20 protein-coding genes are annotated in these 20,669 nt (G+C 61.6%); 13 read left to right on the top strand and 7 right to left on the bottom strand.

Going from position 1 to position 20,669, the window contains the following annotated elements:
• Positions 1–192: 192 nt before the first annotated feature.
• Complete coding sequence (locus HHL26_RS19390; protein WP_206377535.1) at positions 193–600, bottom strand: sigma-70 family RNA polymerase sigma factor; 408 nt, start codon at positions 598–600, stop codon at positions 193–195.
• A gap of 529 nt (positions 601–1,129) precedes the next feature.
• On the opposite strand from HHL26_RS19390, the gene HHL26_RS19385 reads away from it, so the two are divergent.
• From HHL26_RS19385 to HHL26_RS19370, 4 genes are all read left to right on the top strand, one after another.
• Positions 1,130–1,696 (top strand): RNA polymerase sigma factor, encoded by a 567-nt coding sequence (locus tag HHL26_RS19385; protein ID WP_169576516.1) that lies wholly within the window; start codon positions 1,130–1,132, stop codon positions 1,694–1,696.
• A gap of 280 nt (positions 1,697–1,976) precedes the next feature.
• On the top strand, positions 1,977–2,729 hold the full coding sequence (locus HHL26_RS19380; RefSeq protein ID WP_240962515.1) for a FecR domain-containing protein: 753 nt from the start codon (positions 1,977–1,979) through the stop codon (positions 2,727–2,729).
• A 212-nt stretch (positions 2,730–2,941) separates the two neighbouring features.
• Positions 2,942–5,386 carry a TonB-dependent receptor gene (locus HHL26_RS19375; RefSeq protein WP_240962514.1) on the top strand — a complete coding sequence of 815 codons (2,445 nt, stop codon included), beginning with the start codon at positions 2,942–2,944 and terminating at the stop codon, positions 5,384–5,386.
• Positions 5,386–7,506 carry an Atxe2 family lasso peptide isopeptidase gene (locus HHL26_RS19370; RefSeq protein WP_169576511.1) on the top strand — a complete coding sequence of 707 codons (2,121 nt, stop codon included), beginning with the start codon at positions 5,386–5,388 and terminating at the stop codon, positions 7,504–7,506. Before HHL26_RS19375 ends, HHL26_RS19370 begins: the two co-directional genes overlap by 1 nt.
• Here HHL26_RS19370 and HHL26_RS19365 read toward each other — a convergent pair.
• The 6 genes from HHL26_RS19365 to HHL26_RS19340 form a co-directional block, all read right to left on the bottom strand.
• A complete protein-coding gene (locus tag HHL26_RS19365) occupies positions 7,482–9,242 on the bottom strand; it encodes an asparagine synthase C-terminal domain-containing protein (protein WP_169576509.1) in 1,761 nt (586 codons plus the stop codon). The two genes, HHL26_RS19370 and HHL26_RS19365, sit on opposite strands and share 25 nt — an antisense overlap.
• On the bottom strand, positions 9,239–9,742 hold the full coding sequence (locus tag HHL26_RS19360; protein WP_169576507.1) for a lasso peptide biosynthesis B2 protein: 504 nt from the start codon (positions 9,740–9,742) through the stop codon (positions 9,239–9,241). Before HHL26_RS19360 ends, HHL26_RS19365 begins: the two co-directional genes overlap by 4 nt.
• 228 nt (positions 9,743–9,970) lie before the next feature.
• On the bottom strand, positions 9,971–10,105 hold the full coding sequence (locus tag HHL26_RS19355) for a benenodin family lasso peptide (protein WP_240962513.1): 135 nt from the start codon (positions 10,103–10,105) through the stop codon (positions 9,971–9,973).
• Between the two features lie 152 nt (positions 10,106–10,257).
• Positions 10,258–10,908, bottom strand: coding sequence for a GntR family transcriptional regulator (locus HHL26_RS19350; RefSeq protein ID WP_169576504.1), 651 nt, complete (start codon positions 10,906–10,908; stop codon positions 10,258–10,260).
• A 9-nt stretch (positions 10,909–10,917) separates the two neighbouring features.
• Complete coding sequence (locus HHL26_RS19345) at positions 10,918–11,337, bottom strand: helix-turn-helix domain-containing protein (RefSeq protein WP_169576502.1); 420 nt, start codon at positions 11,335–11,337, stop codon at positions 10,918–10,920.
• 248 nt (positions 11,338–11,585) lie between these two features.
• Complete coding sequence (locus HHL26_RS19340; RefSeq protein ID WP_169576501.1) at positions 11,586–12,005, bottom strand: hypothetical protein; 420 nt, start codon at positions 12,003–12,005, stop codon at positions 11,586–11,588.
• A gap of 572 nt (positions 12,006–12,577) precedes the next feature.
• Between HHL26_RS19340 and HHL26_RS19335 the strand changes: the two genes are divergently transcribed.
• The 9 genes from HHL26_RS19335 (at position 12,578) to HHL26_RS19295 (ending at position 20,532) form a co-directional block, all read left to right on the top strand.
• On the top strand, positions 12,578–13,354 hold the full coding sequence (locus HHL26_RS19335) for a DsbC family protein (RefSeq protein WP_346765602.1): 777 nt from the start codon (positions 12,578–12,580) through the stop codon (positions 13,352–13,354).
• 186 nt (positions 13,355–13,540) lie between these two features.
• Positions 13,541–13,888, top strand: coding sequence for a hypothetical protein (locus HHL26_RS19330; protein ID WP_240962512.1), 348 nt, complete (start codon positions 13,541–13,543; stop codon positions 13,886–13,888).
• A gap of 114 nt (positions 13,889–14,002) precedes the next feature.
• Positions 14,003–14,269 (top strand): type IV conjugative transfer system protein TraL, encoded by a 267-nt coding sequence (locus tag HHL26_RS19325; protein WP_169576498.1) that lies wholly within the window; start codon positions 14,003–14,005, stop codon positions 14,267–14,269.
• A gap of 8 nt (positions 14,270–14,277) precedes the next feature.
• A complete protein-coding gene (locus tag HHL26_RS19320) occupies positions 14,278–14,913 on the top strand; it encodes a TraE/TraK family type IV conjugative transfer system protein (RefSeq protein ID WP_169576496.1) in 636 nt (211 codons plus the stop codon).
• On the top strand, positions 14,897–15,664 hold the full coding sequence (locus HHL26_RS19315) for a type-F conjugative transfer system secretin TraK (RefSeq protein ID WP_169576494.1): 768 nt from the start codon (positions 14,897–14,899) through the stop codon (positions 15,662–15,664). Before HHL26_RS19320 ends, HHL26_RS19315 begins: the two co-directional genes overlap by 17 nt.
• Positions 15,661–17,037 carry a TraB/VirB10 family protein gene (locus HHL26_RS19310; RefSeq protein WP_169576493.1) on the top strand — a complete coding sequence of 459 codons (1,377 nt, stop codon included), beginning with the start codon at positions 15,661–15,663 and terminating at the stop codon, positions 17,035–17,037. The genes HHL26_RS19315 and HHL26_RS19310 overlap by 4 nt, the downstream gene beginning before the upstream one ends.
• 128 nt (positions 17,038–17,165) lie before the next feature.
• Positions 17,166–17,675 (top strand): TraV family lipoprotein, encoded by a 510-nt coding sequence (locus HHL26_RS19305; protein WP_346765601.1) that lies wholly within the window; start codon positions 17,166–17,168, stop codon positions 17,673–17,675.
• Positions 17,672–20,203 (top strand): TraC family protein, encoded by a 2,532-nt coding sequence (locus HHL26_RS19300; RefSeq protein ID WP_169576489.1) that lies wholly within the window; start codon positions 17,672–17,674, stop codon positions 20,201–20,203. Before HHL26_RS19305 ends, HHL26_RS19300 begins: the two co-directional genes overlap by 4 nt.
• Positions 20,203–20,532 (top strand): hypothetical protein, encoded by a 330-nt coding sequence (locus HHL26_RS19295; protein WP_169576487.1) that lies wholly within the window; start codon positions 20,203–20,205, stop codon positions 20,530–20,532. Before HHL26_RS19300 ends, HHL26_RS19295 begins: the two co-directional genes overlap by 1 nt.
• The last annotated feature ends 137 nt before the right edge of the window (positions 20,533–20,669 follow it).

The raw sequence follows: 20,669 nt of genomic DNA, 5'->3' as shown, positions 1-20,669 counted from the left end.
CCATATGATGCTGGGCCCGGTCCAAAATCGTGAGCCCATTCTTCATCTTATCGGGGGGCAACCAACCTTCCAGTAATCCCGTGCATCTGGCCAACGGCCGGCGCTCCCGCGATTACGTCATGTTCGTACAAGTCCCAACCCTCGCCGGAAAATGAATCATATCTGCCTGCCAAGCAGCCCAGTTGTACAGTATCAGCGATCAGAAGAGCCGCAGGGCGACAGGCCCAACCGCCCCTGCTCGGCCACCATCTCTATAGCCAACCTGAAATGTCTACAGACACGCTCTTCGCTCATACCGAAGCGCCGAGAGACCTGTGCCACGCTCATCTTCCGCGCTACGACAAGGATGAGAATGGCTCGTGTCAGCGGCTCCATACCGGCGACGGCTCTGCCAATCAGCAGATTTTCTTCACCGCACGCCACGGCAAGTCGCCCACCATCGTCTTGCCCGCTTCGCTCAAGGTAATGCTCGATGCGCGCGACAAAGATATCGTCCGCCACTTTGTCACGCATCCGCGCAACAAACCTTGCCAAGCCCCTGCTCACATCATGATGATACGCCATTTGCGGAGACTCCCGTTTGAGATGCAACAAGCCCATTCGGGCCGCCGCTCTCCTTCCCCCTCCCCTCCTTTCTGCTTGAATGCCGGCCATCTCGGCAGCGAACCGGATGGACCGTTTAAGAACCGCCTCAGTCCTCGCGCCGCCGTCAGGGGTCTTGTTTAGAAAACCACGATCGCGGCAGCGATCGCTGCCCCGACAGGGCCGGGATCGGCACAGCCGAACCCGGCCCCTGCGGCGACACGTCGAGCCGGCAAGGGCGCGATGCCCAAGCAGCGGCAGCCGCCCATCACCTTCTTGACCCCTCGCCCCCTTACCAAAAAACGTCACAAATCCATTCTTTAGGGTTGCGCTCCCCCGTCATTCCGGCAAATTGATCCGACTTCCGTTGAAAGCGCGGAAGTGGGGCATAGTAACCTCTCACACGATGCTCGGTCGCAGTTTCACTGGGGGCCGGGTGGCATGCGCGCATGTCCAGCCGGCAACGGTAAAGGCGCATGCGCCTGACGTGTGCAGGTTACTAACATCCGGCTTTGGCCGTCGCCCCGAGAGGACATAGGTGCGACATATGGGCCAGGGCAGACAGGAGGATCGCGTTAGGGATCCTCGTGCAATCAGAGATTCCGGCGGCGATGGACTTGCCTTTTCGGAATTCTATCGTAGGGAAAAGCCCCGACTTATGCGGTTCTTCACGCGAAGACTCGGCAACCAGGCCGATGCGGATGAACTGAGCCAGGAGACGTTCAGCCGCTTCGCGCGTGGTGCCCCAACCTTGACCCTCGCCAGCCCTCGCGCCTATCTCACCCGCATTGCCACAAACCTGCTGCGGGATTTTGCCGAGCGTGGATCAACACTCTTGTCCCAGAGATCCGCAAGCCTGGACGACGGCATGGTCGCTGTCGCACCTGTCGATATTCACCGCGACGTTCAATGCCGACAGGAACTCGCCCGCTGGACGCTGATCCTGCAGCAGTTACAGCCGGACACGCTCGACATCTTCCTCCGCAACCGGGTCCAGGGGCAAAGCTATCGCGAAATCGCCGACGAGCTCGAACTTCCGCTCTGGGTTGTACAGAAGCAGATGCTCAAGGCCATCCGACACGTCACGGCCCATCGCGAGGCGAATGATGACTGAAGAGCGCGCGGATAGCGTGAACCAGGACGAGCGGGAGGCCATGGATTGGGCCTGCCTGATCATGTCCGATCCAAAGGCGATCCCCGATCCCAAGGCACTGGACAGGTTCGGAGACTATCAGGAGGCGTTCTCCGCTTGGGTCGCGGAAAAGCCGGAGCGGAAGATGTATTATCTCAGTGTCGTGGAGGGCATGATAGTCGCGAGCAATGCCGCGACACGAGCCGGGATGCGGGCGCGCAAGCAACAGCCCGCCTCGAAGAGCAGGCCATCTCGCGTCCCAATGCCGCTTGCCGCATCGCTTGCTATCGGCGTCATTGCCGGAACCGGTCTCCTCTGGCGAGAGACAAGCAACCCGCCTGCCCTCATTGCGCAAAGCGAGGCACGGACGCCGCTGGAAACGAAAGTCGGAGAAGTTCGCACCGAACATCTGGCGGATGGTTCCTCCATCCTTCTTGACACCGATACCCTGCTCCTTGTCCATCTCACTGCCGATCGTCGCAGCGTCGAACTGAAACGAGGCCGGGCGCGCTTCCTCGTCGTCCCTGACAAGAAGCGTCCATTTGACGTCCGGGCGGCGGGCATCACAGTCAGCACCCATGGCGGGAGTTTCGACATAGCCAATCGCGCTGGCGTGCGCATCAATCCGGTCGAAGGCGAGACCCAGGTCACAGTGATACATGCGGCGGCAAGCGACAGCGACCAGCCGCTCCGGCTTCAACCGGGTCAGCTTTTGTCATGGATTCCTGGACAAGGCACGGAAATTGCTGTCATTCCTGCAAAACGATCCGAGCAGCAATGGGTGGATGGCGTGAAAAGTTTCGACAATGTACCGATCAGGGAGGTCATCGCCGAGGCGAACACCTACAGCGCGACCAAGATCGAACTCGCCTCGCCCGCCCTGGGCAACCGTAAGATTTTCGCGGACATCGATATTCGGGACATAGAGCGGGTCGCAGAAGCCCTGAGCGGCTTCCTTGATCTGACGATCGATCGTTCGCAGAAGAACAGGCTCCTCCTGACCACGAAAAAATAATTACGAAATCCCGGCTTCAAAATAGCCGAGCCCCGTCATTCGGATTGAACCTTGAAAAGAGGCAATGCGGATTAAGGGGCAGACCTATGGGTTTCGGGAAGATTGCACTATTGAGCGGCGCTGCATTTTGCATGGGCGCCCTCTCCTCTCACGCGGCCGCCCAGGAAGCACGCAAGTCGTATAACTTACCTTCACAGGATCTTGGCGCGGGATTGCGCGCTGTTGCGCGCGGCAGCGACTATCAGCTTGTTGCCGACCCCAAGACCCTCAAGGGCCGCCGTTCCCCTTCGCTGTCGGGCGACTACACGGTCGAGGAGGCTGTTGCAGCCCTCCTCGACCAATCCGGACTCACCGCTGAAATCAGGGGGCGAACGATCTACCTTCGGGGGCGAGAAGCGCCGTCGCGCGATGAGGTAGCCGGCGCGGCGGACAATCAGCTTTTCGTCACGGGATCGAGAATTCGCGGCGCTCGCCCGACCTCTCCCGTCATTTCCGCTTCCCGAGAAAAGATCGCCGAGCAGGGCTATACCGATCTTGGTGGCTTCGTTCGCAGCATCCCGCAGAATTTCGCTGGCGGCCAAAACCCTGGCGTCATTTCCAGCGTGCAGACCGGATCGGAGAACACAACCTCGTCCTCCACCCTCAACCTGCGTGGCCTTGGCCCTGACGCCACGCTCACGCTGCTGAACGGGCATCGCGTAGCTTATGATGCCGTGAGCCAGGGTGTCGATATATCGGCGATTCCGCTGGCCGCCGTCGAACGGATCGAGGTCGTCGCTGACGGGTCATCGGCCCTATACGGTTCCGATGCGGTTGGCGGCGTTGCCAATATCCTGCTTCGGCGTGACTATGACGGGCTGCTGACCACCGCGCGCTTTGGAGCCGCGACCGATGGCGGCGATGTCCAGCAACAGTATAGCGCTGTCACCGGCCGCCGCTGGGACAGCGGCGGTTTCATGATCGCAGGCGATTTCAACAAATCGACCGACATCTCGGCCTCACAGCGCTCATACATGCGTTCACGCCAGCCCAGCATGACCATCCTTCCTTCTCAACGGCAGATCAGCGCGGTCCTGGCCGGCCATCAGGCGCTCGCGGATGCCGTCGAACTCGAGATTGATGCCCATTATAACAGGCACAAGTCAGTTGCCGCGCTCCCCTTCACCGCCACGGCGGATGTCAGGCAAAGTGGGACGATCAGCCGCCCGGATATCGAGGGCTATTCCATCAGCCCTTCGATCAAGTTTCGGCTTCCGGGCGGTTGGGAAGTGCTTGCGCGGGCGACGCGTGCCATCAGTGACAGCCAGATTATTGCGGAGATCTACTCAGGCGGCCGCGCTTCGGCGGCAAACCACATCCGCTACAAAAATGATCTCTGGTCGGCCGAGTTCAGCGGTGAGGGTCCGTTGTTCGCCCTGCCCGGCGGTGATGCGCGACTTGCGGTCGGCGCAGGTTTGCGATCGAATGGACTGGAGGCATCGATCAAGCGCGTGACCGCCACGGCGACAAGCTCGCTCCTCAATTATACCGATGCCCAGACTGCCACCTTTGCCTATGGCGAGATATTCCTGCCGCTCGTCGCCGATCGTAACGCTGTTCCGTTCATCAACTCGCTCCAGCTTTCCGGCGCCGTGCGTTATGAGCGCTATGACCGGATCGGTGGGCTGGCCACGCCAAAGGTCGGGATCACCTATCAACCGACCCGCGATCTGACCCTGAAGGGCGCATGGGGCAAATCATTCAAGGCACCGACGCTGAGCCAGCAAAATACCGTGCGACAGGGCGTGCTCCTCTTCCCAGCCTTCTATCTGCCCACACCGCCGACCAATCGAAACGTCCTCCAGATCAGCGGTGGCAGCAAGGAACTTGAACCAGAAAAGGCGACCACTTTTACGCTGACCGCGGAACTGAAGCCGCAGATCGTTCCGGGCCTGCGGCTCGAAGCGAGCTATTTCGACGTCCGCTACAAGAACCGGGTGGTCAGGCCGATCGCCGACAGCTCGCAGGCATTCAAGGCCGAATATGCCGATCTGATCCTCCTTAATCCCACTCTCGAGCAGGTGCTGGCAGCAACAGCCGCTCTCCCTTTAGGCGTCCAGAACCAAACTACCGGCGCCTACGATCCTGCCAATCTGGCGGCTATCATCTTCAACCAGCTTCAGAACGCGGCGCGCCAGCATATCGAAGGGGTCGATGTTTCCGCCTCCTATGAATTCTCAGGCGGCGGCAACCAGTTCAATCTCGAAGCGAGCGCCAGTTACCTCAAGAGCGATCAGCGCCTGAGCGATGGCCAACCCGCCATCGTCCGGGCGGGCACCATCTTCAACCCGCCCCACTGGCGGGGCCGCGCCAGCGCCGGATGGCGACGCGGCAGCATCGGCGCGACCCTGGCCTATAACTATATCGGTGGGACCGACGACAACCGCTCGACGATGACCTACAAGGTCGCGGGCTTCCACTCCGCCGACGCTACTGTCAGTTGGCAGCCCGAGGGAAGTGGCCTCTGGTCAGGCTGGTCTTTCCTGCTCTCCGGGCAGAATATTCTGAACGAGAAGCCCTCCACCATCCGCTCCAGCGCAACCAATCCGACCTATGATGCCACCAACTATTCCAGCGTCGGGCGGCTCATCAGCTTCACGGTCTCAAAGGCCTGGTGATGCTCATTTCCCTTGTCCTGGGCATTGCCGGGGCAGGTGCGGCCGCAGTCCCGGCCGCACCTGCATCGCAAGATTGCGCCAGCTCGCTCGAGGTGCATCCGACTCTCGCGAAACCGCGCGCCATCGTCGACCGCGACCTCATTGAAACGCTCGACCTTGGCCCCAATGCGCCGCTGGAAAGTGGCCCCTACTTCACGGTTTCACCGGATAATGCTCGTGTTGCGGTAGGGGTCAGGCGGGCGAGCATCGCGGGCGACAGCTACTGCACCGGCATCTATGTCATAGATCGTGATCGAGGCGCCAGGCTCATCGATTCTGGCCCGGGCGTCTCCTTCTTCCGCTTTGACAATTTCTACGGCACCAACGGATTTCCAAGCGGCGTCACAAAGCTGATCACCCCCAGATGGTCCGCGGACGGAACCTTGCTTGCCTTCCTGAAGCTCGTCGACGGCAAGCTCGAACTCCGATTGTGGGATGGGACGAGGACGGTCAAGCCTGTCACCGTTGGCACCCACGACATCGTTGATTTCCGCTTTGGTGATGATGGCCGCAGCATCATCTACAAGGCTCGCGATGAAAGCAGCGCGCGCCTGGCCCTGCGAGAAGAATCCCTTACGGGATACCGATTTGACGATCGATATTTCCCCTTCGCGTCCAACCTTCCCTGGCCAAGCGGCATCCCGACCTACAGATATGAAGCCGTCAATCTTGGCGATGGCAGCGTCCGAGCGGCAAGCGAAGCCGAAAAGCAGCTGATGACCGCAAAGGAGGTGGAAGCCCATGGCACGCGCGACGTCCATGCCAAGACGGTCCCGGACGCCAATGGCGTGGGTCGCCTTGTCGCAGGGCCGATCGGAAAAGAGCATCCCTGCCCCAGCGCCGCTTGCGCCGAAGTAGAGGGCGAGCCGTGGATCGCCGCGCCCAATGTGGTGGGTTACGTCCGCCGGGAAGGTTGGGCCCGGAGCGAAATGGCCATTTACGAATGGACGATCGGCAGCGCTGAACCTCGACGGCTCTATTCGACCTCCAACCTTCTGAGCAACTGCACCCCATTTGGAACTGATCTACTTTGTGGTCGCGAGGGGTCAACGCGCCCACGCTATCTCGACCGCATCAATCTGCGGACCGGGACATCAACGTCTCTTTTCGAACCGAACCCAAACTTTGGAAAGCTGGCGCTCGGCCGGGTCGAACGCCTGCACTGGACCAATGACCGCGGCATCGAATGCTTTGGCGACCTCACCTACCCTCCCGACTATCAGCGCGGGCGCCGCTATCCTCTGATCGTCGTCCAATATGAAAGCCGCGGCTTCCTGCGGGGCGGCACCGGTGATGAATTTCCGGTCCAGCTCTTCGCCCGCGACGGCTATCTCGTCCTGACGGTTCAGCGTCCGCGTTCGCCCTTCTTTGGTCAGGGCCTGTCCGCTATCGAGAGGCAGCGGCGCCAGAATGAGGGTTTCGCAGAGCGGCGCAGCATCCTGTCCGCGATCGAGACGAAGGTGACGCAGCTCGTAGAAGCTGGCCTGGCCGACCCAGAGCGAATCGGCATCACGGGACTCAGTGACGGGTCCACCACGGTCCAGTTCGCCGCGCTGCACAGCAAGCTCTTCAAGGCTGCATCGGTGAGTGGCTGCTGTTGGGAGCCTTCCCAGACCTGGCTATCGGGGCCGTCACTCCAGAATTATTATCATGAACTGGGATGGCCCGCCTCCCCCGAGGACGACCCGCGCATGTGGTCGGACATCTCGCTGACGCGCAATGCCTCGCGGGTCGCGTTCCCGATCCTGATCCAGGCGGCCGATGGCGAATATCTCGTTGCACTCGAAGCGATCAGGGCCTTGCGCGCTGCGAACAGCCCGGTCGACCTTTTCGTCTTCCCAGATGAGGTCCACATCAAGCGGCATCCCGCCGCCCGCGCCAGCATCTATCGGCGGAACCTTCGATGGTTCGACTTCTGGCTATCGGGCAAGCGCCCAACCAGCGACAGCGGCGATGCCGAGGAAGCGGCAAGATGGGCCGACATGCAGCAGAAATGGCGGACTGATCGCATAGCCTCCGTGTCGCAGAGGCCTCTGGAGATTGGGCGCGCACCCCATCAGCCTCCCAAAGCCCGCCAGTGAGAGATCCATGCTTCCATATCGAGCAGGATCAACAGCCTGACATACATATGTCCGCTGCTTCGTGCTTGCGGAATGACGGCCGCCACCCGTTCGGCATGGACCAGATGCCGTCGGGCCAGCTCGCCGTCCATGAGGCGCTCGCGGACCTCGGCGGCATTGCGAAGGAGGACATCCATTGCAAATCCACTGGGGCTTCCCTTCCGCCGGCGGTCGCGCACGATGGACGGGAGGGCTTGTGCATAGGCCTTGCGAACCACCGCGCGATCCCTTCCCCCTTCGATCATTCGCCATGTCGGAATACCCAGAGCCAGCTCGACGACCGGCTGGGACATCAACGGATTGATCATGGGCATATCATAGGGGCGCAGATAGCCTTCGAGATGGTTCTGGACCTTGAGCAAATGCGACACATGCCCAACCTTCCCCGGGCGCCCGAGCGGCTGGACGTCGAGCCAGGGATGGCTGGGGGGCTGCGACGACATCTCGGTCACCAGATCATCGGTGAGCAACGCGAAATTCTGCCGCCAGACATAGGGGCGTCGCATGGCCGGAATCGATCGGATCACCGCACGAAGCGCCGCCGTTCGACCGCTGCGCGTAACCTCGCATATATTGCGGAAGACCGTGATCGCTTGAAAAGCCGGCCCCCTGGATCGCAGAAAGTCGAACAGCGGGCGGACTGAACTGCTATTGTAGAAGATGCTATCGCCACCATTGCCGGTGAATACCGCCGCTGCCCCCAATGCGCGCGTTCGTCTCATGATCGCGGCATGGAAGGCTGTCTCGTGCAGCGTGCCGATCGGTTTGGGGAAATGCCGCGCGACGGATCGGTCCAGATCGACGTCATCAGGATCATAATGGGCTTCGTGAAGTTCTGCGCCCGCATGAGCCGCCATGGCGCGGGCATATTCTCTCTCGTCGCCGAGGCGGTCACCGGCAACCAGCGTCGCGCATTGGAAATCGCGTTTCGCCCGGGCGAGGCCCGCAACCACGACCGAGGAATCGAGGCCCCCGGAGAGGGTTGCCAGGGTCCGATCGCCAGTCGATGCCCATGATGCGACGCAATGATCAACCGTCCGGCGCAATCGCTCGGCCATCGCATCGCCGTCCCACCCATCACATTCGGCCAAATGGTCCCATGGCGACCAATATTGTCTTGGGGCACTCATCGTCGGACCAAGGGTGACGCAGCTGCCAGCGAGCAGTTCCATCAACCCTTCAATCCCTGTCCGACCGGAAGGCAGATCCTTGGAGGTCAGATAGCGCGGCATCTCCGCCCAATCGATCCTCGGCGAAAGCAGACCCGCCTCGACCAGCATTTCAGCGTCTGAAGAAACCGCCCAGCCGGTCGGAAGCGCCATATAATAGCAGGGCATGGCACCGCCAGGATCGCGAAACAGGCGCAGCGCGCCAGTCTGCCAGTCCAACCCGACATAGCCGCCCCAGAAGCGATCGCGCAGGAGGGTGAGCGGATCGGGCGCGTCGAGCTCCTCAAGCCACAGCCTGTCACTGCTCTCGATAGCACTTGCCGGTCCATGCCTGGGAAAGACGGTGCCGATGATCATTCCGCGCTCGCCCGGCATGGCGAGCAGCTGCCCAGGGTCGTTCGCCAATATGATGCAGTCATGATCCGCGAACCTGGTCTGGAATTGCAGACGGTCCTGCATCCTGGCGGCCACGGGCTCGATCGAAGCCTTGCTCCAATCGACCAGGAGAAGATAGCGGCCCAGCGTCATATCGTCAGAATCGGTTCGAAATTTCTGATATTTTCCAGCCGGTCATTGAGAACATGACCGCCTGCCTGAACCCAGCAATGCGCCGAGAAAGGGGTAGCACAGACACCCAGCACAAGCTCCGCCTTGAGACCCAGGGACTGGGCAACGCGCATGAAAGCGATGGAGTCTGTAAGGCAATGACCGCTTTTGGGTCGCAGGACAGATGAGGCAAAGAAGGCGGATGCGAAGGGCTTCCATTCAGGGTCGAGCCCTGCTGTGCGACCCGGCCCCACGATACGGGCATGATCTGCGATCGGACGCAGGACATTGGAAAAAGTCCTGGTCCGCAAGGCGATCACGGTCTCAATCTGAGCGATGATGAACCTCAGACCCAGGCCAGAAATGGGCCAGACCCGTTCGACGGACATTTCTTTTGTCGCCGGCAAAATCGCGGGGGGACGCATGATCCCGCCTACTGCGTCATCTTCAACGAGGATGCCCGCATCGATCAGGGACGACAATTCAGGTCCAGCGATGCCATCGGCAACGAGCGCCTGAAAGGCTTGGTCCCATCCTGGCTTGATCCCGAAATAGCGATCGGCTTCGACATCCAGGAAGATCGATCGGCCTCCTGTCACGCAGAAGGACAAGCCTCGCCTCATCCTGTAACCCATGGTCAGTGCCTTCGATCGGAGTGCCGCACCATTTTGGGGAAGGCGCGCGTCGCATGGACGCGCGCCCCCGGAGGATCAGTCGTCGGCAATGCCGGTGTTGTTCAGCTGAAGGCCGATGGCGTCGAGATCGCCAGTGACAGACCCCTGTGTATCGACCGAAGCAACGCCCAGGTCGATCACGCCATCATCATGTTCGTGGATGCTCTGCATGTTCATCTCCATCGAAAATCCGCAACCATTTGCGGTATCTCCGATGCTAAATAACCAAGGCCATATATCCGAACTTATAAGTGGCCATATTGGCACCTTATAAGCTTGGAGAGACAATTGACTCTCCCATTGGGGATACCTCCGTTCAAAAACTAAAGGCCCTCCGGCATTTCATTGTCGGGCATCCATCGCGCAGCGGCCGCAGAAATCTTGTCCGCCCGCAACAAACGACGCCGATGATATTGCCCCATGGCGGTGCGCGTTGCATTTTTATTGCCCGAGTTGGTGACGTTCCAGAGCGCCACAAGCTCTTCACCCTGTCTTGTGACCTCGCCTTCATGCAGGCGAAGGACGGCGAGTCGCTCACCGGTGCCGACAATGGCGTCGAGATGTTCGGGGTTTGGCGAACAACTTGCCAGCGACGAGAAAAGCTCAGCCGTTGCCGCCACAATCGAATGGGGATCGGGGCTGTTGTCCAGCAGGCTTGCGGGAGGCAGGCCAATATTGGCGGGCTCTTCCACGGCCTTGATGACCATGCGCACCTGGTCCGCGTGCAAGGCGTACAGATAATAGGCCCGCCTGTATGTGATAGCGGGCATCACAAAACCGCCGCCGACTTGCGTCTCGATCATGCGCTCGCCAACAAGGCGATTGAGTGCGTCCCTTACGGGCGAAATGCTGGTGCCGAACGCATCGGCCATAGCCTGGAGGGCAACCGGCATGCCGGGCGCGAACCGCCCCCGCATGATCAGCGTCTTGATCTCGCGATGCAGGCGGTCAGCGGTCAATGCTTCTGGCGCCATGACGCTTCCTTAACCAGAAGCCCCGGAACCGGAAGGTCCAGATCCTCCCCCGGAGGGTTTGAGAAAAGCTCTCAAATTGAGGTTCGAGATGTATTCGATGAAGAGCCGCTCGATTTCGTGCAAGTCTTCGAGAAGGAATTGGCGGGGAAAGTGCATTTTGTGCTCCAGAAACATCATGGGAATACGGAAATGCGCCGAGGAGAGCCCTAGGGCATCAGCGCAAGCGAGATGGTGATCGAAACGAGAACTCGGGTTTCCCGCCTCGATTTCCCTGAGCCACCGCACACTGATCCCGACATCAGCGGCAAGTTGCTCTTGCGTAATGCGATGGCGCCTGCGCCGTTCTTCAATGCGGCGACCTGAGATCGACTTGATCTCGGCCAGTATCGACGCCTTATCATCAAAGGCGTCGCCTTGAGATGAGATCATCAGATCCTCGCTGATCGCGTCTCAAAGCACCAATGCACATTCCGTCATGCCCAAGGTCATGTGATTCATGCATCAGGTCAAATATTATCGGTACCATTTTGACAGTGGGCGCCTCAGCGATCGCCGCAAGCCTTCCCCATTTTTCAATCTGTTGAAGCGCAATGGTAGAGCCCCAACGCCCCCATCCCGCCGCGTTGCAAGCAGCCCTGACGCTATTTTCGAGGGAGGGCGCGCTGTGCAGCGCGGTGTCAGTTCCGCGGGAAAGCCGTGGAAAGCTGACGGTAGGCCCTGGCCAAGGCGCGGTCCTCGCTGGCCGACATCACAGCAATGGCCGCGACATGAAGTTTCCCGATTGTCGGTCGCGCATCGATCTGACCAGAATTTTCGATCCGTCCGAGAATGGCGACCGCAAGGGGTGTGAGCTCGGTCGATGCGCCCACATAATGCTCATCATTGCCTGCGAGTTGCTTGAGCGATGGCATGGAAAGCTCCGCAACCAGTTCATCGGTATCCATGGTCGAGATCAGCAACAATGCGACGGAAAGCGTCGCCCCATAGGGGATGAAGCTCTTTGCGATGCGCGCCAACCGGCAATGGCAGGCCAGGAACAGATCCGTTCCCTCGCTCGAAAGGGTCAATCTATAGGTTCTCGATCGATTACCGGCCATGCCTCAAGTCCCTTGCGATTCGCGCGACCACCCCAAGCTTCTGACGGAAGAAACTGAATTTGAAGGCGTTTATTGATCAAAATCGGCACTGAAATGCCGATTTCGGCACTGTAGTGCCGGTTTCGGCACTACAGTGCCCTCCCACTTGCGCCGCATCGCCGGCTGGGCGCACGCCTTGCCTCGTCCCGACAAGGGGTGACATGGTCCTCTCTCCTGTCCACGAGGCAGGGCGAAAAATACCGGCACCTTCAGTCGAACCGCCGAGGCAAACGCCCCGCGCACATCAGGGAGAATTTCATGATGTCGGCCATTCGACCGGCGATCGTGGCAGGCTTTGTCACGTCCGCCCTCTTTTCACCCCATGAGGCGTACGCCCACCAAAGTGCGGCGCCGGCCTCACCACCCGACACAGGCCAGCTCACCATAGAAGAGGTGAATGGCGAATTTCTCATCCACCCTGCCCGTCCCCCGGCGGCCTCCCCCGCCCCCGCGCTTCGTCTTGGAGCCACGATCCGGATGGATGCGACGCTACTGAAGGCTCTGCCTTCCTACCCTGTGGAGAGTGGCCAATGATAAATCGCCCGTGGTTGACAGTGCCGCTTTTGAGCTGCGCGGCATTTCTGGCAGCAAGCGGCGCGACCGCGGGCCAGAATGATCCGTTAGACCCGGACCTTGCCGCAACGGCCCGCGTGGCCGAGGCGCGGTTGCGGCAGAGTTTCACCAATCTCCAGTTCGAGGATTTCGGTCCCGCGCCTGTGAAGGGCCCCTTGTTCCAGGCAAGCGCCGGCGGCCATATCCTCTATTATGCGCCACAGAGCGATCATCTCCTCTTCGCCACCATTTACGACAAGAATGGCGTCAATCTGACCGCGCTTGCCCAGGATGCAGGCGCCCGCAAGAAGGTGAAGAATCTCGATCCGAATGAGGCCCTTATCATTGGTCCGCCGGGCGCTCCCACCGTCATCGAGTTCACCGATCCCGACTGCCCCTATTGCCGTGCGCTCGACCGGTTCTGGGCTGCCAAGGCAGCGGAAGGAATGCCGGTGCGGCGGCAGATCTATTTCGTGAGCGGCATCCATCCCGAGGCCGCATCGAAGGCCGAGCATATCCTTTGCTCGAAAGACCAGGCCCGGGCCTTTCGCCAGGCCTATGCCGGGGAGGCGCTGAGGCCCCTTGTCCAGTGCAAGGAAGGCGCAGCACGCGTCACCCAGAATGCGCTCGCCGTCAAGGCCATGGGCATTTCAGGGACGCCCACGCTGGTCCTTGACGGCAAGATCATATCCGGTTTCCAGCAGGCCGAGATCGAGGAATGGCTGAACGCAAAAGAACGCCCCAAGCCTCCCTCCTGATCCATTCTGCCAGGCTTGCAAACGACCGTCGGGCGGAAGCCTCCGGTCCGCGCACAGGCCAAATGAAATGCTCGCGGTGGCGCTCCTCAAGGGGCCGTCCAGTCCCATCGCTGGCCGTCAACGAACGTGCAAGTCGGTGCCGGCAGGCAGACTTCCAGGACGGCTCCACTTTGCCTGGAGACTATCATGATGAGACCTATCATGCTCAGACATCTGCCCTCTCTCAACCGGGTCGCCCGCGCCTCTTTTCGGTCGGCCGATGCCGTGGGCACCCTCCTTCTTGCCTTCACCCTGGCATCGGCCGCCCACGCCTTCCAGGCGCCGGCCGCCGGCGACCTTGGCTACGACATTTACGACATCGTGGTGAACCAGGGCGTGAAGGGTCCGCTTGGCTTTGTCGGCGGTGTCGCCGCCTTCCTCTTCGGGGTCTCGCGGCTTTTCTCGAACATCATGATCGGCATCCCGACGATCGTGGCCGCGGTCTGCCTCATCCGGGCGGACTCTATCCTCCAGACCTTCGGCCTCATCGTCTGAGGTTCGAGGCAAGAGACTGACGCGGGCTTTGTACCTTTCCCCGCGTCGGTTCTGGGAGCGACGGTCGCTCCTGGAAGTCACGTTTGATCGCGTGATGAAGCAAGGGAGAAGGACGTGGACGAAAGACTTCCCCAATTCCTGCACAAGCCGGTCCAGATCCTCTGGTTCGACGCCCAGGAATTCATTGTCGTGGTATCGACCATCTTCGTCGCAGTCATCGTCGGCGGCCTGGTCGGCTGGTCCCTGGTCGGCGTCCTTCTCCTCTTCATTCCCTGGAAGCGCACCAAGCCACGCGGTTTCATCCCGCATCTGGCCTGGCGCTGGGGCCTGCTTCGCCTGCCCCATTATCCAGGGCCCACCCAGACCCGCTTTTGCGAGTGAGATTCCCCATGTTCCGCAGATCATCCGACGGGCAAACGAGCGATCCGCTCCTTGGCAAACCGGCGAGCTTTGGCATCCATCGCTACCTCCAGGGCTCATCCAACCTCTTCGAGGAGAACAGGCTGCTCAAATTCTCGGTTCTCGGACTCTTCGGGATCACGTCCGTTCTTGCGATCGCCCTTTACACGACGAGCCAGAACCAGCGCACGGTGGTTGTCCCCTTCGGCGCCGGCGGCGATCTCTATGTGACCGGCGGCAAGCCATCAGCAGCCTATCTGCGCACCATGACCCGCAACATCGTGGCGCTCTCGGGCACCTATTCCGCCTATTGCGCCGACCGCCAGTTCCAGGAGCTTTTGAGCATCGTCCATCCCACAGCCTATAATGGCCTGCGCGACAGCCTGAACGCCATCCTCGATGAACTCGCCAATAATCCGACGCTCTCGATCGCGACCTATATCCGGCCCGATCAGCCGGTCACATGGACTGATCGCCAGATCCTCGTACCGGTCGAGAAAGTGCGCGTGATCGGCGGGGTCATCCGCAAGTTCAGGGGCAATCTGCGCATCCGCTACACGATCGATGCCGGCCGCTTCTGGCTCCTGTCCCTAGCCGAGGAGAATTTCGATGCCGAACTCCGCTAAACCCTTCTGCGCGGCCATCGCCCTTCTGGCGGGCTCGTCCTTGGTCTCGGCGCAGGCGCAGAGCATTTCAGCGCTGCCCGATCAGACGAGCAGCATCCGGCTCTCAAACCGCGACGTCAATCATCTGGTCTGCCAGGCCGGCGAGGTCGAAGATGTCAAATTTTCGGCCGAAAAAGGACTTGCCGTCGAGAAGGGCGGAGCAGACGCCTGGATCAAATTCCTGGTCAAGGAAAGCGACGATAACGGCCAGGTCACCCGCAGCTATGTGACGACGCCATCGGAATTTTTCGTCACCTGCAATGGCGCGATCTATCCGCTTTACGCCGAGCCTTCGGACATCCCGGCGCAGACCATCACGCTGGCGCCCGGCGCCAGGCAGCGCGCACAGGCCAATGACGAACTGCTCGCTCCCCTGGTGGAAGAAGAGCGTGCCGTCTCGATCACCTTGTCGCTTTTCCAGGACCGGGTACCGGCGAGCTTCTCGGAGGTCGCCGCCGACGCCCGGCCCATCTCGCTCCGAGCCGCCCCAACGCTGCGCATAACCGAGCGCAGGCGCGTCATCATCGAGGGCGCGGACCTCAATGCGTCTGAATATTGGGTCGAAGCCACCGCCGATGGGGACGTCGATGAGCGGCTGTTCCTCGACGCCAAATTGGGCTCGCGGATCTTCGGCGTAACGCTCGATCGTCTCACCCTCAAGGCGGGTGAGACAGCGCGCCTCATCATCCTGCGCCGGGGGGACACGCTATGACGGGACCCGACGAAAAGGAAAGCTTCGGGCAGGATGGCGAGTCCGATCACGGACGTCGTGGCCGTGGCCGCGCCGGTGCGGCGGGACGCCACGCGCCGCACACAAGGCCCCAGAGGGATGACGAGCCTCACATCGACGCGGAGAGACCTGATCTGAGCCCACGCGGACCGGCGCTGCTCGACCTCAAGGCGAGATGGGCGATGTTGAGCCCTCGGCAGCAGCTGCGCGCCCGGCAGGCCGGGATCGGGCTTGTGATCGCCATGTTCGGCTATGGCCTCTATACCGCGTCCAGCGGCTCGAAGGAGGAAACGCAAAACGCTCCTGCCGCATCACGCCTCGATATGGGAGCCGGCCTTCGCGGCGACAGCCTCGAAACCAAGGTTCGCGGCGACCTCAAGAAGATCCTTGATGGCCAGACCCTGCTCGGCGATCGCGTCACGGCGATCGAGGAAGGAAAGATCTTGCCTGGCACGGGCACCCCCGCCGCCGCGGATGGCGATCTTCCGAGCGCCCTTCCCGGCGACATTCCGGCCTTTCCGCCAAGCCCCACGCGAGGCGAACTGGGGAGCGCCGACAGCAGCCTCCCCGCGCCACCCCCAATGCCCGCTGCCCCGGCCGCCCCGCCCGCGCCGCCGGTCGAGCGGCAGGTGGGATCGATCGGCGCAGCCACGACCGCGCTTGTCGCAGAGGGCGGAAACGCGTCGCCAAATGGCTCTAAAAAAAAGACCCGGACGATCTATTTGCCGCCTGGTTTCATGAAGGCGCGGCTCCTGACCGGGATCGACGCGCTGGCGAGCCGGGACGCGACCAGCAATCCCGAACCGCTGATCGCCCGCGTCCAGGCGCCCGCCGTGCTTCCCAATGACGTCAAAGCCAATCTCGCCGGCTGCTTTGTCATCGGCAATGCCACCGGCAGCCTCGCGAAAGAAAGGGTCGAGGTCCAGCTCGTCTCGCTCTCCTGTGTCGATTTCGACGAGCGGTCAGTGGTCGATCAGCCCATCAAAGGCTTCTTCGTCGATACCGACGGCAAGAAGGGGCTGTCGGGGAAGGTCGTCACCCGAGCGGGGGCGGCGCTGGCCCGCAGCTTTATCGCCGGCACCATCAGCGGGGTCAGCCAGACGGTGGAAAACACATTCGGCGATACCTCGACGTCTGCTCTCGGCACGGTGCGCACCCTCGATGCCGGCGACGCCGCCAAATCCGGCATAGCCGGCGGCCTTTCCAAATCCTCCGACAAGCTCACGGATTTCTATCTCGATCTTGCCCGGCAGGCCGGCCCCATCGTCGAGGTCGGCGCCGCCAAGGATGTGGTGGTCGTGATCCAGGAAGGTGTCGCGCTCGAGATCAAGCCGACCGCTGGAGCCAAATTCTGATGCCCGGTCAAAAGGGAGACAATGTCATGCTCAGCCCCCATGCTTCTGCCACAGGAAGGTCCCCTCGAACGGCCATACTGCTCCTTTCTCTCACGCTCCTCCCAGCCTGCACGGCGATCGGCTCGGCCATGTCGCCCTATTCGGAAAAGTTCAGCTGCAAGAATAGCGACCATGGGCAATGCATTCATCCCGAACGCGCCTATGCCGATGCCGTTTCCGGTCGAACCTCGAAGTCCGATCCCAAGGTCACCAATGGGCGCAAGATGGCGGCGTCGAACACGGCAATCGCTTCCCCCAGGGCCAAGGGTACGAGCGGCGCGCCCTATCTCGGCTACCGCGACAGCATCTATCAGGAACTCAAGGGGCTCGTCGAAGCCCCCGTCACTCCCATGCTGCGCCCCGGCCGCACGATCCGCACCCTGATCCTTCCCTATGCGGACCGTAAACGGCCCGACCGGCTCTATATGCCGCGCTACATCTACTCCATTCTCGACAAGCCCCAATGGGTCGTCGGCGACTATCTTGTCACCGCGCACTCACCGGCCCAGCGCGTTCCGGTGCTTGAACAGAGCCGGGAAAAACCCAGCCTCGTGCCGGAAAGCGACATCCCTGCTCCGCCGCAGGAGCAGGAACAATGAGGGCGCCGGGCACCCGCCATGGCGGCGGCATGACCGTCGCGCGCCTCAGGCAAAGCGTTGCGCGCGACGCCTATTCCGATTTCCTGCCGATGGTCGCCTGGGTCGAGGAGGAGGAAGCATTCCTGTGCATCGACGATGGCTGGGGGCAGGCCTGGGAACTGATGCCGTCCGCCTATCTCTTCGCCCATGTCCACCAGGCGTTGCTGGGCCTCCTCAATATCCATTTTGCGACCGGAACCGTGGTCCAGCTTCATTGCTTTGCCGATCCGCTCATCGACGATGCGCTCGACGCCTATCTCGATCTTAAATCCAGGCCCGATCCCCTGATCCAGGCGTCCGCGCGACGGACCAGCGACTATCTGCGCGCAGGGACCCAAGGACTGGCGGCGCTCCACGGCATCCCGATCCGCAACTTCCGCGTTCTCCTCTCGATCAAGACCAGGCAACCGCTGGGCGCAGACCTGCGCCGCCAGATTGAGGAGCAACTCTCCAAGCTTGGAATCATGCGGCTCGCGCCCGAAGCGCTTGTCAGCTTCTACCGCCGTATCTTCAACGGCGTCTTCGCGCCCGCTCCAGGCGTCTTTGCGCGCGGCGATCAATTCCATCCCGCTCGCCCCGTCCGCAAGCAGATCATCGACGCGGGGCCCGATCTTCTCTTTTCAGGCCCGGAACTCCATCTGGGCAACCAGGTCGCCCGCTGCCTGACACCCAAATCGCCACCCCGGCGCGTGACAGCGGAGCGGTGCAACCGGCTCCTGGGAGGCATGCGGGGCGCTGCCGAAGACAGCGATCAGATTGGCGGCCCCTTCCTCTATACGCTCAACATCCTCTTCGATCACTCGACCTTCGAGATCCACAAGCGCGCGCAGATCCTGTCAGCGCAGAAGGCCGCGGGCAGCTTTGCCGTCGAGGTCGGCAAGCAGATCGAGGAAATCGGCTGGGTGCTGGACGAGGCGGGGAACAGCCGCTTCGTCTCGGTCATCCCGACTGTCTGGGTCTTTGGCCGCGACAGCGCCGAGGCACGCGAGATGGCCGCCCGCGCCAAGCGCCTCTGGGAGAGCGAACCGCTTCCCTGGATGATGCAGGAGGAGAGTTATCTCAATCCCATCCTGCTGCCGATGAGCCTTCCCTTCGGCTTCTATCCCGACCGCCGCACCACGCGCATGCTGGAGCGCGATCTTCCGATGCCGGCCAAGGCCGCGGCATTGCTCGCGCCGGTCCAGACCGATTTTCGTGGCGGTGGGCGCCCTGCCCTTCTCTATGCCGGGCGCAAGGGGCAGCTCATCACGCTCGACCTCTTCGATCCGCGCATCAACAATTATAATTTCATCGTCTCGGCCGAGAGCGGTGCGGGCAAGAGCTTCCTCCTCAATAATCTTTGCCAACAATATTATGCGCAAGGCGCGCTCATCCGCATCATCGATATCGGCGGGAGCTACCGAAAGCTCTGCACCCTCTGCTCGGGCCGCTATATCGACATCGGGGAGGAGGCACTTGTCCTCAATCCCTTCGACATGGGCTTTGCGCTCGACGGCGACGATCGCCAGTCTGCGATCAGCATGGCGGTCGCCATCGTCGCGGAAATGGCCAATGCCGCAACCCGCAAGGGCGTCTCGACCTCGGAATGGAACCTGCTCAAGTCCGCCGTCCAGTGGACCATCGACAGCGGCCGCGCCGAAGCCGGGATCGACGCCGTCCGCGACTGGCTCGGGGCCTATCCCGCGCATGTGGGCGACGATCTGGACAGGGTCGAGCATCTCATACCCATGGCGCGCGAGCTCGCCTTCAACCTGCGCGATTTTGGCAGTTCGGGCGCCTATGGCCATTATTTCAATGGCCCTTCCACCTTCGACATTTCCACCGACGAGTTCGTGGTGCTGGAACTCGAGCGCCTCAAGGCCATGCCAGACCTCTTCAACGTCATCGTCATGGTAGTGGTGAACGCGGTCAGCCAGGAGCTCTACCTTTCCGCCCGCGACCGCCCGCGCTTTGTGCTGTGCGACGAGGCGGCCCAGTTCATGACCCGGATGGACGGCCAGGATCTTTCCCGGCTCGCCGAAGTCTTTGGGCAAGGTTATCGCCGTGCCCGCAAATATCAGGGAAGCTTCGGCGTCGTTCTCCAGTCGATGAACGACCTGCTCCTCTTTGGCGGCACTGGCCAGGTGATCCTTGAAAATGCAGCGACCCGTTTCCTGCTCCAGGGCTCGACCTACACCCAAGCCGTCGAGAACAAGATCCTCGACTATTCAGGATTCGTCCTCGAACTCCTGAAATCGGTACGAAACAACAAGCCGCATTATTCCGAAGTCTTCATCGATTCGCCCCTGGGCCTCGGCATCGCCCGTCTTGTCGTCGACCCCTTCTCCTACTGGATCAACACGAGCGCTCCCCAGGAGGTCGCCGCCTTTGAAGCACGCCTGCGAGCCGGGCGCTCGCCCCTCGAGGCCGTCTGCGACCTTGCCGGCATTGATGCCGCCGAAATCCTGGGCACCTCCCCGCCCGCCCTTTACCCAGAGGAGATCCGGTAATGGCACGGCAATCCGCTTCCGGCAGCCAACCGCAGTTCGAATTCGAACCCGATCCTGCGCTTGAGGCCTTTATCGAGGCGCGGGCGGCGCGCATCGCAAAGGCTCAGGCCTTTGCATGGCGCTTCCGCCTCGTCACGATCGAAACGCTGATGATGGCGGCACTGGTCCTCGCAGCCGGACTTGCCCTGCGCCAGCCGACCCTTCTCGTCCTGCGTGCTTCCATCATGGTGGGAGGCGGCTGCTTTGCGAGCGGCATCCTCCTCATCGGCCTTACAGGCGCTGTAGATCGGGCGACCGCGCGCCTGCGCCTCTGGTGGCGCGGCAAATGAGCGGAATATTGTCCTCCCGTCCCGCGGCAGGGCCGGTGCGCCTTCTGGTCGGGACGCAGCTGATGCTGCTCGTCCAGACAGTCCTGATATTCGAGGCCTCCGCGCCTTTGCCAACCCCGCTGCGGGCCTTGTTGGTC

Origin of the sequence: Sphingobium sp. TB-6 (assembly GCF_012927365.1) — a bacterium.
In the GTDB taxonomy this organism is placed as follows: domain Bacteria; phylum Pseudomonadota; class Alphaproteobacteria; order Sphingomonadales; family Sphingomonadaceae; genus Sphingobium.
This window is presented reverse-complemented; position numbering and strand designations above follow the sequence as displayed.